The organism is Pragia fontium (assembly GCF_900638655.1).
GTDB classification, from domain to species: Bacteria; Pseudomonadota; Gammaproteobacteria; order Enterobacterales; family Enterobacteriaceae; genus Pragia; species Pragia fontium.
Genome location: NZ_LR134531.1, coordinates 2475555 through 2492930 on the forward strand (window position 1 = coordinate 2475555; position 17376 = coordinate 2492930).

The window sequence follows — 17376 nt, forward strand, 5'->3', positions numbered from 1 at the left end:
GTAATTAACGCAATGTCTTATATATCAATAGGAAAAAGAAACAAAAAAATCAGAATAAATAAACAAGCAGATATGATTAACCGAGGTCATCAGGAAGGAGTGAACTGCGCTATACAGAACAATACGTTGACTGTACAGCGCAGAGAGGCAATATTTACGCCTGTTGGCTTAAGCGGGCGAACTGCTTAAAATAGTCCGGGAACGTTTTGGCAGTACATTTAGGATCCAAAATTGTCACCGGCGTATCCGACAGTGCCACTAACGAAAAGCACATCGCCATACGGTGGTCGTTATAGGTTTCTATTTCTGCATGCTTCAGTTCAGTCGGTGGAGTCACCAGAATATAATCTTCCCCTTCTTCCACCTGCGCTCCGACTTTACGTAATTCCGTTGCCATCGCGTTTAACCGATCGGTCTCTTTAACCCGCCAGTTATAGATATTACGAATACGGGTATCGCCCTTAGCAAACAGTGCCGCCGTTGCAATCGTCATCGCAGCATCCGGAATATGGTTCATATCCATATCAATACCGTTCAATTCACCACGCCGGCATTCAATAAAATCATCACCCCAGATGATTTTAGCCCCCATGGCTTCAAGAACGTCCGCAAAACGAATATCGCCCTGTACACTTTTTTTACCAATGCCGGTAACGCGTACACTACCGCCTTTAATCGCAGCAGCCGCCAGAAAATAGGAGGCAGAGGAAGCATCCCCTTCCACTAGATAGTGCTCGGCAGCGCGATATTGTTGACCGCCTTTAATATGGAAAACCTGATAGTTATCGTGAGTAACCTCAACGCCAAAATCACGCATCATATGTAAAGTAATATCGATATAAGGTTTAGAGACCAACTCCCCTTTAATGGCGATATGCGTATCCTGTGCCGCTAACGGCGCCGTCATCAGTAATGCGGTTAAAAACTGGCTGGATACGGAACCATCAACGGCGATCTCTCCCCCTTGAAAACCACCGCGTAAACGCAATGGTGGATAGTTCTCTTGCTCCAGATAGTCAATTTGTGCACCACCCTGACGTAATGCATCAACCAAATGACCAATTGGACGCTCTTTCATTCTCGGTTCGCCGGTCAAAATAATATCATTTTGTCCCAGACTTAAAGCCGCTGCCAATGGGCGCATTGCCGTACCGGCATTACCTAAAAAGATTTCCAGTGCACTGTGAGCTTTTAAGGCACCATTAACGCCTTCAATATCACAGATGGTGTGACAATCAGACAGTTGATAATGAACCCCCAGCGCTTTCAATGCGGTTAACATATGACGAACATCATCACTGTCCAGTAAATTGGTCAGTCGAGTCTTGCCTTTCGCCATCGCCGCTAACAGCAATGCTCGGTTAGAAACGCTTTTCGAACCGGGTAAATTGATCGTGCCGTCAAATTTGGCAATAGGTTGTAAGGTTAACGATTCCAACATGAATAAATGTTCTCTTAATAGCTATATTTTTGGTTATAAGTATGTGTTTGCTCAATATAACATTAGGGCTTCAGCGATATTTCAGCGGCCTGAACGGCATGTATCTCTGCGGTATCATAAAGTGGCACGCTGGCATCTTCTGCACTCACCAGTAGACCAATTTCGGTACAGCCCAAAATAATCCCTTCAGCGCCCTGACTGGCTAATTTCTGCATGATTCGCTGAAATTCCCGACGCGATGCCGCATCAATCTTTCCAAGGCATAATTCTTGATAAATCACTCGATGAACAATCTCACGGTCGGCTTCATCAGGTACAATCACCTTGATACCATGATTCTCGCTCAAACGCCCTTTATAGAAATCTTGTTCCATGGTAAAGCGAGTACCCAGCAAACCAACCGTTTTTATCCCATCCTGTTTAATCACGTCAGCCGTCGCATCCGCAATATGACATAACGGAATTGAAACCGATGCCCCGATCAGGTCATACACTTTGTGCATGGTATTGGTACAAATAATCAAAAAATCGGCACCTGCGGCCTCAAGCCGTTGTGCAGCATCAGCCAAACGTGCCCCTGCGGCGGCCCAATCACCCTGATGTTGCAGATGTTCTATCTCTTGAAAATCTACGCTATACAGCACAACTTTCGCTGAGTGCAAGCCACCTAATTTTTGCTTAATCGTTTCATTAATATGACGATAATAAGGAATAGTTGATTCCCAACTCATCCCCCCAATAAGTCCAATAGTTTTCATTGATTCGCTCTCCTAGCTTCAATGTGCATTTCTCAATCGAATAAACTCATCAATATGAAAATGCTTTTATTTCAACGGGCACGTATATTGCCCGTTGGTACACTAAATAAAGAAATCATTCATTCGTCTGAACAATTAGCCATGGCGACGTTCAAAATCAGCCATGAACTCTGTTAAAGCCTGGATACCAGCTAACGGCATCGCGTTATAAATAGAGGCACGCATTCCACCCAATACCCGGTGCCCTTTTAACGCATGTAAACCCGCCGCATTCGCCTCTTCCAGAAACACTTTATCCAGCTCACCGTCCGCCAGTTGGAACGGCACGTTCATCCAAGAGCGGTTAGCTATTGCGATGCCGTTACGGTAGAAATCACTGTTATCAATAAAGTTATATAAATGAGATGACTTCTCTTCATTACGGCGAGCCATCTCGGTTAACCCACCCTGCGCCTTCAACCATTTGAACACCAAACCTGACAGATACCAGGCAAAGGTTGGCGGTGTGTTAAACATCGAGTCATTAGCATCCAGTACGCTATAGTCCAAAATGGATGGCGTTTCTTTACGCGCTTTCCCTAACAAATCTTCGCGCACAATAATTACGGTGATACCTGCGGGTCCGATATTTTTTTGTGCACCGGCATAAATCAGGCCAAAGCGGCTAACGTCAATCGGCCGAGACATGATGGTGGAAGAAAAATCTGCGACCACCACCTTGTCACCGAAATCAGGCTGTTCATCAATCGCTACGCCATCAATGGTTTCATTCGGGCAGTAATGAACGTAGGCGGACTTATCATTCAGTGCCCAGTCTTTCATTGGCTTAATACCCATCAAGCCATTAACGTTAGTTTTCACATCAATAACGTTAGGATTACAGTACTTTTCGGCTTCCTGAACGGCACTGTGCGCCCAGTAGCCACCGTCAATATAATCAGCCTGATTATGATTCCCCAGAATATTCAAAGGTACTGCGGCAAACTGCGCCCGAGCACCACCGTGAGAGAACAGCACTTTATAGTTGTCTGGTACTTTTAACAGGTCACGTAGATCCTGTTCAGCCGTCTCTGCAACCTGAATAAACTCTTTACTGCGGTGACTAATCTCCATGACCGAGGTGCCCAAACCTTGCCAATCACAGAGTTCCTGTTGCGCTTGACGTAACACCTCAACCGGTAACATCGCCGGCCCTGCACTAAAATTAAATACCTGCGCCATTTATCTTCACCGCCCTGATTAAAGATTATTTCAATGAGATTATTACAAACGAGATTATCGGTTTTATCATTCACTTAGATTTGCTGCAATGCTTATTGTGAATATGACTAGATTAAATTTTCTCTGAAAGATAAATAGTCAGTTCAGCTCCTACAGGATGTTACCCCTATATGATTTTAAAAAACGAATGAATAATCCAGACATAGAAAAAACAATAGCGAATAACATCGATTTACCCGCAATTTAAAGGGAAACTTATTTTCAAATAATCTGTTGTACAAGGCGCTGCAGTCTTTTCTGCATACTGCTTATTAACCTGATTATCCTTCAGATAATCCATTACGCTACTGGATGTCAGCTTAAAGGTAGGTGAAATATCCATTCCGGCGCTTTTCAATCCTTTAGCCGTCCATTTATTGCAGGTGTTCAAAATATAATAACGACCGACGGCCGCATAGAATTGACTATTGCCATAAATTCCACGTTTTAAGGGAATAATTTTTTCCTGTTCATCCTTCTCAAAACTGTTAGCAATAAACCTCATCAAACTATTCAATTGATTATCTGTCAGCTGAATGCCAAACACATCGCTTTCACGAAAAAACTGTTGTGGATTTGTTGGTACCGAAACAACGTGCATCACAGCTCCCGAGGACCAAAACATAGCCTGTAAAGTGAGTCCTGAAGTTACTTCCTGTGCCTGATAAAATCCCTTATCTCCCCAACCAAACTCATACCAGTTTCCATCACTGAAGCGATCGGATAACGATGGAACATAAACATTCATTTTTTTAGCGGGAACAATGATACCAGTATGCCAACCGTGACTAACAATATATGCCTGATGAGAAACTGTATTTTCTGATTCTGGCAAAGACGTGACAACAGAAGGTAGAGAGGAACAGCCGGTCAGAAAAAAGGCGGTAGCAACAAACAGTAAATGAAAGGTTTTAAGCACCTGAAATATCCTTCTAATAAATAAACTTATCCCTAATCAGGCCAGCTTAAAATAAAACAACGGGCACCGTGTTTGAGTATGCCCGTTGTCTAAATCACTCACCATATAGCCAATCAGTATTGATTAAATATTTTCTGAATTTCAGCCCGATCGTTAGTTTTGGTTAATGCCAATTGCAGCAGTACCCGTGCTTTCTGAGGATTCAGGGTGCCTGATGCCACAAAACCATATTTGACATCATCCACCTCGGCATCTTGAGTTGTTGCCCCCAGAGGTACTCGAGAAGAACGTACCACGGCAACCCCTTGTTTTCTCGCCTCAACTAAAGCCTCAAAAATTGAATTATACAGGTTACCGTTACCCACACCGGCACTCACAATGCCTTTAGCCCCTTCGCTAATCAAGGCTTTTACCGGTGCCGCAGACGCATTGGCATAACTATAAACAATATCGACTTTGGGCAATGACGTCACTTTACTGATATCAAAAACATTGTTCGGGGCATGTAAACGGGTTGGCATACGCTGATAATCAACTTTACCGTTATGGATATAGCCTAAAGCGCCGTAGTTAACGTTCTGGAAGGTTTGTACTCCCGTAGTGCTGGTTTTGACTACATCGCGAGCTTCCAACACCGCATCATTCATGGCGACCAACACACCACGACCAACCGAGTTTTTATCCGCAGCCACCACCACCGCATTATAAAGATTAAACGGCCCATCGGCGCTCATCGCTGTTGCCGGACGCATTGAGCCCACCATGACAACGGGCTTATTGCAGGTTACCGTTAAATTAAGAAAGTATGCAGTCTCCTCCATCGTATCGGTACCATGAGTCACCACAAAACCATCGCTGGTAGCACAACGCTCATTTATCGTCTTAGCCAATTTAAGCCAAACCTGATCATTCATATCTTGTGAGCCAATATTAACGATTTGCTCACCTTTAATATCAGCAATATCTTTTAACTGTGGAACGGCATCCACCAAACGTTCAACACCAAACTGACCCGCGACATAGTTAGATTTCGTTTCAGATATCCCTCCACCGGCAATGGTTCCTCCGGTTGCCAGAATAGTGATAGTCGGTAACTTGGCCAATACGGGAACCGCAAGACAACAAAGCAAAGCACCAAGTGCAGACTTCTTGAATACTGACATACATAATCTCCTGTCGAGGTTATTCCAACCCTGAATAATAAAAACCGTTGAGATAATAAACATTACGCTGAAGGTACCGTTTAACTTAGCCTAACCACATATTGAAAAGCCATGGTCAGCTCAAATAGGTCCTTACATTCCAATATCATTAAATTTGATAGCTAATATCTAAACGGCATTATGGTTAATTTATTAAATCCATCCCACGGATTTTTACTGACAATATAAAACTAACTGTATTATCAATAAGATTGATCTTTTTTCTGTGATGCCCCGCTAGAGATACAACATTACTAGAGCTAAAGATAAAAACCCCGTATGATCTGTGATTCTAAAACCAGTCGGATACCAACCGTTAATCCATCAAACCCGAGAGCCTGAACATCAAATGCAAACAACCAAGCAAACTTTTATTCCCGGTAAAGATGCGGCCCTGGAAGACTCCATCTCCCGTTTTCAACAAAAGCTCACTCAATTAGGATTTAATATTGAAGAGGCTTCCTGGCTTAATCCTATCCCCAATGTTTGGTCGGTACACATTCGCGATAAGGATTGCCCTCTGTGTTTTACTAATGGCAAAGGCGCAACCAAGAAAGCCGCTCTGGCCTCAGCTTTGGGTGAGTATTTCGAGCGGTTATCAACCAACTATTTCTTTGCTGACTTCTATTTGGGTAAAAACATTGCCGAGAGCGAATTTGTTCATTATCCCAATGAGAAGTGGTTTCCCCTGCCATCAGATAACAGCCTGCCTACGGGTATTCTGGATGAACAACTACATCAATTTTACGATCCAGACCAGAGTTTAGCCGCAAGCGACTTGGTTGATTTACAGTCGGGCAATGGTCAGCGCGGCATTTGCGCCCTACCGTTTGTCCGTCAGTCGGATCTTGAAACGGTTTATATTCCGATGAATATTATTGGCAACCTGTACGTTTCTAACGGTATGTCGGCCGGTAATAATCGCGATGAAGCCAGAGTCCAAGCGCTGTCAGAAATTTTTGAACGCTTTGTGAAAAACCGGATTATTGCCGAAGCCATCAGCCTGCCGGAAATTCCTAATGAAGTCATCAAGCGTTATCCTCCGGTAACCGAAGCCATCGAAAAGCTGGAAGCAGAAGGTTTTCCTATCTATGCCTATGACGCATCGTTGGGGGGGCAATATCCGGTGATCTGTGTGGTGCTCTTTAATCCGGCTAACGGTACCTGTTTTGCCTCATTCGGCGCACACCCAGACTTTGGTGTTGCACTGGAACGTACAGTGACTGAACTCTTACAGGGTCGTAGTCTGAAAGATCTGGATGTGTTCAATGCCCCTACTTTTGATAATGAAGAAGTCGCTGAATACACCAATCTGGAAACACACTTTATCGATTCCAGCGGTTTAATCTCGTGGGATCTGTTTAAGCAACAGCCAGACTATCCATTTGCAGATTGGAATTTCAGCGGAACCTCTGAACAAGAATTTGTTACGTTAATGCAAATTTTCCGCCAGCAACAAACCGACGTGTATATTGCAGATTATTGTCACCTTGGCGTTGATGCTTGCCGTATTATTGCTCCGGGCATGTCCGAAATCTATCCGGCAGAAGATCTGTTGATGGCCAATAACAATATGGGCCAGCATTTAAGGGATACCATTCTTAGCCTACCTTCCAGCCAATGGGAACCCGAAGCTTATCTGGCCTTGATTGAACAATTAGATCAGGAAGGCCTTGATGACTTTATTCGCATCAGAGAACTGTTAGGTATCGCTACGGGGTCTAATAACGTCTGGAGCAGTTTACGTATTGGTGAATTGAAATCTATGCTGGCTCTGGCCGGTGGCGATCTGGATCAGGCCCTAAGCTGGGTGGAATGGACGCAGGAGTTCAATGCCTCTTTATTTACTGAAGAACGCCGTAATTATTATCGCTGCCTGCAAACCCTACTGTTGATGGTGTTGGATGCTGAAGACCGGGAACCTGAACAATTCAATCCAGCGTTCAATCGTATGTACGGGGCAGAAACCGTTACAACGGTTTGGAAAAACATTCATGGAGAACAGCGCTTTTACGGGCTTATTGATGTGGATCAAGATTTAACGGTTCTTCCTGCTCATCAATCATTGTTGCATGCTTATAATAAATTACAGATGGCTAAACGGCTGGCTTAGATAATTGATTAAATAACAAGACCCTTTATGAAAATAGAGGGTTTTGTTTTTTTATTTTTAAAAGTAAAATAAAAAGAACCAATGTTAAACGTTAGTTAAATAATGCTTAATTACCCCCCATATTCAATACAATATTTATAATTTATTAACAGTTCACAATATCATTTCACGCTCTTATTAAAATTAAATTGTAAATTTTAAAAAAAATTTTATTTAATAAATTCAATGTGATACGTGCAAAAATAGCATTATCCTTCCATATTCCATGGTTATAGATTTTACTCACAATGATCGACATCAATTTTTACAGTATACTGCTTTGTTAATATCACCGACGAAATTTAGTCTTTATTAGGCGCACGAGATTTTATTCAGTGAAAACAGAGAATCCTATTGCATCATTATCTCCAGCAGCGATGGCTCAAGTAGCCGAGAATGCCGGGATATATAAAGCAACGAAACGTCCAATCATTACATTCTGCTCAGCGATACTGGCTGGCGTCTTTATTTCTATCGCTTTTGTTTTTTATATTACCGCAACAACCGGAACCGCCGCCGTCCCTTTCGGTATGGCAAAATTTTTGGGGGGCGTTTGCTTCTCTCTCGGTTTGATGCTGGTGGTTGCCTGTGGAACCGACCTCTTTACCTCAACCGTCTTAACCTGCATTGCTAAAGCAACCAAACACATTACCTGGGGTCAAATGTTCCGTAACTGGACCAACGTTTACTTTGGCAACCTGGTCGGCGCATTATTATTCGTCGGAATCATCTTTCTTGCAGGTCAAATCACTGCCGCTAACGGATTATGGGGGCTAAATGTGCTGCAAACCGCCAACCATAAATTACATCATACCTTTGTAGAAGCGGTAGCTCTTGGTACACTGGCTAATCTGATGGTGTGCTTGGCCGTGTGGATGAGCTACGCAGGACGTAGTCTGACGGATAAAATGTTTGTGATGATTCTGCCCGTGGCCATGTTTGTTGCCAGCGGCTTTGAACACAGTATTGCGAATATGTTTATGATTCCAATGGGGATCGTGATTAAGAATTTTGCTGCTCCTGAGTTCTGGCAGATGATTGGCGCAACGCCGGAGCAATTTTCAAGCCTAACAGTAAGTAACTTTGTTTTCGATAACCTTATCCCCGTCACGATTGGCAATATTATCGGTGGGTTGATGGTAGGTTTGCCTTACTGGGCAATGTATTTACGTGGTGAGAAGCACTAGTCCAACGCTTCTTATCAATCAAGGTTAATTCTATTTCCTTAGTATATGAAAGGTAGGTGAAAAAATGACCGAGCTTAATCAAAAGTTTGTCAAAGCATGGGAAGGATTTAAAGACGGCGACTGGCAGAACAAAGTTGACGTTCGTGACTTCATCCAGAAAAACTACACCCCTTATGAAGGCGACGAATCTTTCTTAGCCGGTTCCACTGAAGCAACCGATAAGCTTTGGGACAAAGTGATGGATGGCATCAAAATCGAAAACCGCACTCATGCACCGGTTGATTTTGATACTGATGTTGCTTCGACTATTACCTCTCACGATGCTGGTTACATCACCAAAGAGCTGGAAACCATCGTTGGTTTACAGACTGATGCACCATTAAAGCGCGCCATTATCCCGTTCGGCGGCATCAAAATGGTTGAAGGTTCATGTAAAGTTTACGGTCGTGAACTGGATCCTCAACTGAAAAAAATCTTCACTGAATATCGTAAAACCCACAACCAAGGCGTTTTCGATGTTTACACTAAAGACATTCTGAACTGTCGTAAGTCTGGTATTCTGACCGGTCTGCCTGACGCTTATGGCCGTGGTCGTATCATTGGTGACTATCGTCGTGTTGCCGTATACGGTATTGACTACCTGATGGCTGATAAATATGCCCAATTCAACTCTCTGCAAGATAAGTTGGAAAACGGCGAAGATTTAGAAATGACCATCCAACTGCGCGAAGAGATTTCTGAACAGCATCGTGCTTTGGGTCAAATGAAAGAAATGGCTGCAAAATATGGTTTCGATATTTCTGCACCAGCAACTAACGCACGTGAAGCCGTTCAGTGGACTTACTTTGCTTATTTAGCCGCGGTTAAGTCTCAAAACGGTGCAGCAATGTCGTTTGGTCGTGTATCTACATTCCTTGACGTTTATATCGAACGCGATATTAAAAACGGTTTAATCACTGAAACCGAAGCTCAAGAACTGATCGACCACCTAGTTATGAAGCTGCGTATGGTTCGTTTCCTACGTACTCCTGAATATGATGAGCTGTTCTCTGGTGACCCAATCTGGGCAACGGAATCTCTAGCAGGTATGGGGGTTGATGGTCGTACTCTGGTTTCTAAAACCAGCTTCCGTTTCCTGAACACGCTATACACCATGGGTCCATCTCCGGAACCAAACATGACCATCCTGTGGTCAGAAAAACTGCCTTTAGCATTCAAAAAATATGCGGCTAAAGTGTCTATCGATACCTCATCTGTACAGTATGAGAACGATGACCTGATGCGCCCTGACTTCAACAACGATGACTATGCTATCGCGTGTTGTGTAAGTCCAATGATCGTTGGTAAGCAAATGCAGTTCTTCGGTGCTCGTGCAAACTTGGCCAAGACCATGCTTTATGCTATCAACGGCGGTGTGGATGAGAAGTTAAAAATGCAGGTTGGCCCTAAAGAAGCGCCAATGATGGACGACGTTCTGGAATACAACAAAGTCATGGAGCGTTTAGACCACTTCATGGACTGGTTAGCAAAACAGTATGTGACTTCACTCAACATCATCCACTATATGCATGATAAATACAGCTATGAAGCTGCTTTGATGGCGCTTCACGATCGTGATGTTGTGCGTACTATGGCGTGTGGTATTGCCGGTCTGTCTGTTGCTGCTGACTCACTGTCTGCAATCAAGTACGCTAAAGTTAAACCTGTTCGTGATGAAGACGGCTTAGCGGTTGACTTTGAAATTGAAGGTGAGTATCCACAGTTCGGTAACAACGACTCTCGCGTTGATGATATCGCCTGTGATCTGGTTGAACGTTTCATGAAGAAAATTCAGAAACTGCGTACCTATCGCCACTCGATCCCAACTCAGTCAGTTCTGACCATCACTTCTAACGTTGTTTATGGTAAGAAAACCGGTAATACGCCTGATGGACGTCGTGCTGGCGCACCATTCGGACCAGGTGCTAACCCAATGCACGGCCGTGACCAGAAAGGTGCAGTTGCCTCTCTGACTTCCGTTGCTAAACTACCGTTTGCTTACGCCAAAGATGGTATTTCTTATACCTTCTCTATCGTACCAAACGCACTGGGTAAAGATGATGACGTTCGTAAAGCTAACCTTGCCGGCCTGATGGATGGATATTTCCACCATGAAGCGAGCATCGAAGGTGGTCAGCATCTAAACGTTAACGTTATGAACCGTGAAATGCTGTTAGATGCAATGGAAAATCCTGAGAAGTATCCTCAGTTAACCATCCGCGTATCTGGTTATGCTGTACGTTTTAACTCGCTGACTAAAGAGCAGCAACAAGACGTTATCACTCGTACATTTACTCAAACCATCTAACTGGTGATATTGATTTAGACGGTGATAGTAACGTTAAAAGCCCCACTTTCTAGTGGGGCTTTTTTATTCCCTATTCCGCCCAACATGTGTTTATACATAAAAGATATTTATCACGCATTTTATAGCGAATAAAGGTAAGATCGTGACTGCGGATATCGAACAATTACGCCAACAATAAACGATGATTTAGCCATACTAAATACAAAATTTGACACCACATGAGTATGTTAAACTCATTAATGTCAACGCCCAGAGTAATATCTACTTTTCAGCACCATACAGAACTATTTGGAATTTTATGAGCAACGTAACAGACCGTTTATCACCAGAACCTCTGATGCCTGATGAGCATAACCAACCGGTACAAGGCCGCATTCACTCCTTTGAATCCTGCGGTACCGTTGATGGGCCGGGTATTCGCTTTATCGTTTTCTTTCAGGGTTGTCTGATGCGCTGTCTTTACTGCCATAACCGCGATACCTGGGATACACACGGTGGTAAAGAAGTGGCGGTTGACGATCTTATGAAAGAAATCGTTACCTATCGCCACTTTATGAATGCCTCTGGTGGTGGCGTAACCGCTTCCGGCGGTGAAGCAGTTCTACAGGCTGAGTTTGTTCGCGATTGGTTCCGAGCCTGTAGAGCCGAAGGCATTCATACCTGTCTGGACACTAACGGTTTTGTGCGCCGCTATGATGCGGTAATTGATGAATTACTGGACGTTACCGATCTGGTGATGCTGGACTTAAAACAATTAGACGATAGCGTTCACCAGAATCTGGTGGGGGTATCCAACCATCGTACCCTCGAGTTTGCCCGCCATCTGGCCAAACGCGGTCAAAAAACCTGGATACGCTATGTGGTGGTTCCGGGCTGGTCGGATGATGAGAAGTCTACCCGCATGTTAGGCGAATTCACCAAAGATATGACCAACATTGAAAAAATTGAGCTATTGCCTTACCACGAGCTAGGTAAACATAAATGGATTGCTATGGGTGAGGAATATGGGTTAGAAGGCGTTAAACCCCCTACCAAAGAAATGATGGATCGGGTTAAATCCATTCTTGAAGAATATGGGCACAAAGTCATTTACTAACGCAAATACCAGACAAGGATAGTTATGCAAAACACATCAGGAAATGGGATAAGCACTCACGTTCCGCCAGAAGTTCAAGGTTGGAACTGGGGAGCATTCTTCCTTCATTTTATTTGGGGTATTGGCAACAATACCTTTATCGCATTCTTAATCTTCGTGCCGTTCGTCAATTTAGCCATGCCTTTTATACTTGGCGCTAAAGGTAATGAATGGGCGTGGCGCAATCGTCACTGGGCCAGTATTGAAGAATTCAAACGCGTCCAACGCTTATGGTCCCGCTGGGCTATTGGCATCTTTATTACCATCACTCTATTTTTTGCCCTGCTCTTTACCACAATATATTGGGCGGTGACGTCCGCCTTAAAAAGCTCAGAGATTTATCAGCAAAGCGTGATTTTAGTAAAGTCTAATCCATCCGCTATGCAAGCCCTAGGCTCCCCGATTTCTACCGGTACTCCAAGAGGTAATATTTCGGTCAACGGAGACTTCGGTGAAGCAAAAATCAGCTTTAGTATTGAAGGGAGCAAAACCAGTGGTATTCTCTACGTCTCCGCAGAGAAAGAATGGGGCACCTGGCAGATGCATTATAATAAACTCAGACTGGATAATTCCGGTGAAATTATCGATCTGCTAACGACAGAACAAGAATCCCAGCCTGACCTGTAAATAACGTTACTCAGAATCAACTCACCATCAGGAATAGGATTATCGCCATGACTATTAGCTATAAAAACGATGCTCTCCTTACGCCAGAAATCGTGATTGCTCTCTATCGTAAATGTTCCCTTGGTGAAAGACGCCCGGTTGATAAGCCTGAGGTGTTTAAAAAAATGATCGATAATTCCAACCTAATCATTACCGCTTGGGATGGCAGTAAATTGGTTGGCATTGCCCGCAGCCTGAGTGATTTTAGCTACGTAACCTATCTGGCTGATTTGGCGGTTGATGAAAGCTACCAGAAGCAAGGTATCGGGAAACAGTTAATGAGAGAAATGCAGAAATGCACACCGGCAGGCTGTAAAATTGTGTTACTGGCAGCACCAACGGCAAACGATTATTACCCTGCCCTTGGGTTTGAACATAATCCAAGAGCCTGGATATTAGATAGCCCCCTGTAATGACTACTGCATTGCTAAAGGGTTGTGGTGGCGATCGGCCTTACTGAACAGCATCGCCATAAATATAACCGCAGCAACGGCAATAACGATAAACAATTGCCGATCTGAATAGTACTGCATTAAAGCAGCTGTTAGCGCAGGTCCCGCCAAGCTTCCTACCGTATAGCTTAGTAATAATGTTTGATTCATCGCAACCAGCTCATCCGGAGCGGCTTTTTCACAAGCCCATGCCATGGCTATCGGATAAAGGGTAAAACCGGCTAATCCCAACATAAAGAGTGCTGGAGCCAACGAATAGCTATTCAATACCGCCAGTGAACTCATAATGATAGCGAACACCTGAATACGTAGAACAAATAACCGGCCATAGCGATCGGCCATGCGGCCCATTGGCAATTGTCCCATAATACCGGCGCAAACCATAAGTGCCATCCAATACCCTACATCCGCATCCTGATATCCACTATGGGCAAGATATAACGGCAATAAACCGTACAGTGACCCCAGCACAACACCAGAAATCACACAGCCATTAATGCCCAACCGAGCATCACGACGCTTTAACATCCCCCAAATATGCTGCTGCTTACCTTCAGCCTTTGGCTTTTCGAAACGGGCAAATAATAACGGTAGAATGGCCGCCAGCAATATTGCAATAACCCAAGGTAAAACACTGCTCAGTAACGTAGGCACCACGCCCAACAACAGTTGACCGAACAGCGTTCCGGCGTAATAAACCACCATATAAGCCGCCAGCAATTGTCCACGGACTTTAATGGTACCGCTGCGTAATAACGCACTTTCCACCACTACCCAGATAATTGCACAGGCGATACCGGCGATCAGACGCCATAACGTCCAGCTCATAAAGCTGACCGAGATACCCAGTAACAACGTGGCTACGGTAAATAAAATGCAGGCATAATGGTAAGTACGATTAAAACCAAATCTGTTAATACAAAAACCAGCAACTAATGTTCCCACCAAATTGCCAGTAAAATACGATGAGCTAACTACACCGATTTGCCAGGTAGACAAGGCGTCATGAATTAACCAAAGGGGAACCAGCGTATTTAATACCGCCATTGATGTGGTAAATAACAGTAGCCCAGCCAACAGTAACAGCACAGGGCGAGTAAACGCAGACATTGTTTTGCCAAACGGGTGAGACCAATAATGATGCGCATCATCCCACTACGATATTAAAAGTCAATCTGCAAAATGACAGCAAATGAATTAATCATCATGGTTTCATACTCGAACCATTTATTTCCATAAAATACAAATAGTTAAAATTTAATTGTTCATTTATTTTTTTAGTTTTTCTGGTTATAAAAAAACGATTAACGCTATACAAACAATATAAAAGCGGTACCAATAATATATTGGTACCGCATCATAATAACTCGCGAAATAACCCTATAATAACGACAGGTTATATTTTTCTTTCTATAGTCAGGCTGATTCTAAAGTTAATCATCATTCTAACTCCCCCCTGTTTTCAGACCACAGTCATTCAAATAGCTATTGTCCAAAATTGAGTGCTGCATCAATAGCCGCTCTTCGGTTAGATTGTTGCTGATGGTTTTCCTTAGATTCACGTTCAGAGCCGTTGTTTATCGCCTCCTGTACCTGGCTATCAAAATTAATCGCTTCATCAATGGCTGACTGTCTGATGAGTTGCTGTTGCTTGTTATCCGGCGTGAATTTCGCAAAAACAACAGCACCGCGAGTGGGAATCACACTCGTGGACGACTCTGTCATGGTCATGCCTTCAGGTAAATCAAAGTCATCAACGCTAAGCGTATTTTCCCGATAAGGTGTCAGATAGCTCACCAACGCATAACCCCGGCTATCCGTCGTCACACCAAACTGATTATTGACGCCAACATCTTTGGTAGAGGTAACCTCAACCAATCCCATGGTTTCTCCCAGACTTTGCCCCAACGTAATACCACCGGCATGAGCCATTAAACTTCCTTCAATATCGGCATTATATTGGGTTACTGCACTGCCTTTAGTCGCCCCTAAACTCAATTGACCCGCATTATGTTGATATTGAATGCTGCCATTCACATTATCACCGTAGCGCGAATCATGCTGGGTGCCTAGCTGATAGCCAAGACTATAATTCTCCAGGGCGTAACCACTTATGCCTATGTCACGGTTCTGTGAGCCATTATGGGCAGCCGTTTGCGAATAGTTCAGCTTCATGTTGCTTGAATCAAATATATTCAATGGAATACTGACTCTCACATTAATTTCAGATGTCGTGTCCTGATCGGGATAGCGGTTATAGCTCGCATATACGTTATAATTGATATCATTAATCTCATCTGAAAAACCAAACGAAATGCTGGTTTCTTTATTATGATCTTGTTTCCGATAGGTCTCCTGATAAAGCGTGAGGTAAACGTTAGCTTTTTCAGTTAAATTTCGGTTTAAGTTAACTTCCCAGCGATAGCGTTTTTCAGCCTCTTCCTCACCATCCCACACCCCGTCATCCCAATCCCACCACCAGGTTTTTTGCTGAGTAATGGCCCGATCAAAATCCCGATAACGTTGCCCGGCAGGATAATAACGAAACTGCGTCATTAAACTGGTTTCAGCACTAAAGAAGGCTTTAGCATAGCGAAGCCGATACATACCGCCCTTATCGTCTTCTGCTCGCCGAGGCTGCTGGGCTTTACTCTGACTATAGTCAATGGAAATCGCTCCCCATTGATTCAGATTTTTACCCAAGCCTATCGCATGGTTTTGGTAAATATCAGATTTAATGCCACCGCCAAACAATGAAATATTACCGGGTAGTCCCCAGTTAGCGGCCACTTGAGTAAATCGGGGTTCTTCATCATCACTCCCCCGCCAGGGTTTATAAGTCCCGACAATAGTTTGATAGCTAAAATTTCCCGAGTGAACCAAATTCGGCAGCGCCGTATAAGGTAGAGAACGGACGGTTTCGGTCCCGTTACTCTCTTTAATGGTCATCTCCAAATCACCATCAACTTCTGGCGGAGAAACGTCACGAAGGATAAAAGCCCCAGGCGGAACAAAGGTTTGATAAATAACGGTGCCATTCTGCCTTACGGTTATCTCCGCATTACTGTTAGCAAAACCTTTTAACCATGGCGAAAAAGAACGCCAACTGTCCGGCAGCATTTTTTCATCGGTTTTTAACATGATTCCGCGAAACGGCAGGCTTTTAAACAGGTTGGATGGCGTATTGGCATCGCCCAATACCAAACTGCTGCCGATGCTTTTGATATCCCTGGCTAAATACATATCACGACTATAAGAGCCATGGTCACCATAGGCATCACGAAAAATGGTAGAATGATGGCGTAGTCGCCAAGCATCCAGATTTAAGCCAGACTCTAGTTCTACATAAGTGCTGCTGTTATTCTCCTGATACTGAAAAGCCTCCCCTTCATTAAAAGCATAGTTGAGATGATAATTAACAAATAAAGCATTAACTCCATCACTCCAGCTACTTATATCAATTTTATCTTTTTGTGACTCAATGAGCGTCTGGGGAATATCAACTATCGTTAGTGAAACAGAGGCGTCGTTGAAATAAAAAATATTCAAACGATCCAGTTCATCCTTAGGCAGGCAGCCTGAAGGCGTAAAGTTAAATTTAGATGAGAATGCCGGTTTCACGCCCCAAGTCTCTAGCAATGAACGCTTCAGACAAGGAAGATCATCCGTAATCTCTAATTCTATTTGCCCCATATCAAGGTTATTGACGATAACCCACTGATTATTCATTTGAGCCTTAACAGAACCCATAGAAATAGTGAGCCAACAACTGGCAAAAGCGATTGAACGAGTTAGCTGCATACTGGATACACAAATAGAGATACCGTCATAAATGACGGTATCTCTATTATATTAAG

The 17376-nt window shown here is 43.6% G+C and carries 13 protein-coding genes; 6 read left to right on the forward strand and 7 right to left on the reverse strand.

Annotated elements, in window-relative coordinates:
- Positions 1 to 154: 154 nt before the first annotated feature.
- From aroA to ansB, 5 genes are all read right to left on the reverse strand, one after another.
- Entirely contained in the window at positions 155 to 1441 is a 1287-nt protein-coding gene (gene aroA / locus EL341_RS10670) for a 3-phosphoshikimate 1-carboxyvinyltransferase (RefSeq protein ID WP_126467764.1), read from the reverse strand.
- A 62-nt stretch (positions 1442 to 1503) separates the two neighbouring features.
- Positions 1504 to 2199, reverse strand: coding sequence for an aspartate/glutamate racemase family protein (locus EL341_RS10675; RefSeq protein ID WP_047781353.1), 696 nt, complete (start codon positions 2197 to 2199; stop codon positions 1504 to 1506).
- A 135-nt stretch (positions 2200 to 2334) separates the two neighbouring features.
- Positions 2335 to 3420 carry a 3-phosphoserine/phosphohydroxythreonine transaminase gene (gene serC, locus EL341_RS10680; protein WP_126467765.1) on the reverse strand — a complete coding sequence of 362 codons (1086 nt, stop codon included), beginning with the start codon at positions 3418 to 3420 and terminating at the stop codon, positions 2335 to 2337.
- A gap of 232 nt (positions 3421 to 3652) precedes the next feature.
- Positions 3653 to 4378, reverse strand: a complete 726-nt coding sequence (locus EL341_RS10685) for a TIGR02117 family protein (protein ID WP_232036554.1) — start codon at positions 4376 to 4378, stop codon at positions 3653 to 3655.
- A gap of 113 nt (positions 4379 to 4491) precedes the next feature.
- On the reverse strand, positions 4492 to 5541 hold the full coding sequence (gene ansB / locus EL341_RS10690; protein ID WP_047781355.1) for an L-asparaginase 2: 1050 nt from the start codon (positions 5539 to 5541) through the stop codon (positions 4492 to 4494).
- 388 nt (positions 5542 to 5929) lie between these two features.
- Between ansB and ycaO the strand changes: the two genes are divergently transcribed.
- From ycaO to EL341_RS10720, 6 genes are all read left to right on the forward strand, one after another.
- The gene (ycaO, locus tag EL341_RS10695; RefSeq protein ID WP_126467767.1) at positions 5930 to 7693 is read left to right on the forward strand and encodes a 30S ribosomal protein S12 methylthiotransferase accessory factor YcaO; all 1764 of its coding nucleotides are present in this window, start codon (positions 5930 to 5932) and stop codon (positions 7691 to 7693) included.
- A gap of 416 nt (positions 7694 to 8109) precedes the next feature.
- Positions 8110 to 8919 (forward strand): formate transporter FocA, encoded by an 810-nt coding sequence (gene focA / locus EL341_RS10700; protein WP_408634904.1) that lies wholly within the window; start codon positions 8110 to 8112, stop codon positions 8917 to 8919.
- 64 nt (positions 8920 to 8983) lie between these two features.
- Positions 8984 to 11266, forward strand: a complete 2283-nt coding sequence (pflB, locus tag EL341_RS10705) for a formate C-acetyltransferase (protein WP_047781358.1) — start codon at positions 8984 to 8986, stop codon at positions 11264 to 11266.
- Positions 11267 to 11603: 337 nt separating this feature from the next.
- Entirely contained in the window at positions 11604 to 12362 is a 759-nt protein-coding gene (gene pflA, locus EL341_RS10710; RefSeq protein ID WP_047782675.1) for a pyruvate formate lyase 1-activating protein, read from the forward strand.
- Between the two features lie 24 nt (positions 12363 to 12386).
- Entirely contained in the window at positions 12387 to 13028 is a 642-nt protein-coding gene (locus EL341_RS10715; protein ID WP_047781359.1) for a cytochrome c oxidase assembly factor Coa1 family protein, read from the forward strand.
- A 47-nt stretch (positions 13029 to 13075) separates the two neighbouring features.
- Positions 13076 to 13480, forward strand: coding sequence for a GNAT family N-acetyltransferase (locus EL341_RS10720; RefSeq protein ID WP_074823636.1), 405 nt, complete (start codon positions 13076 to 13078; stop codon positions 13478 to 13480).
- Between the two features lie 3 nt (positions 13481 to 13483).
- Here the strand turns inward: EL341_RS10720 and EL341_RS10725 are convergent, their stop codons facing one another.
- Positions 13484 to 14629, reverse strand: coding sequence for an MFS transporter (locus EL341_RS10725; protein ID WP_074823638.1), 1146 nt, complete (start codon positions 14627 to 14629; stop codon positions 13484 to 13486).
- 375 nt (positions 14630 to 15004) lie between these two features.
- Positions 15005 to 17320, reverse strand: a complete 2316-nt coding sequence (locus tag EL341_RS10730; protein WP_074823641.1) for a fimbria/pilus outer membrane usher protein — start codon at positions 17318 to 17320, stop codon at positions 15005 to 15007.
- Between the last annotated feature and the right edge of the window lie 56 nt (positions 17321 to 17376).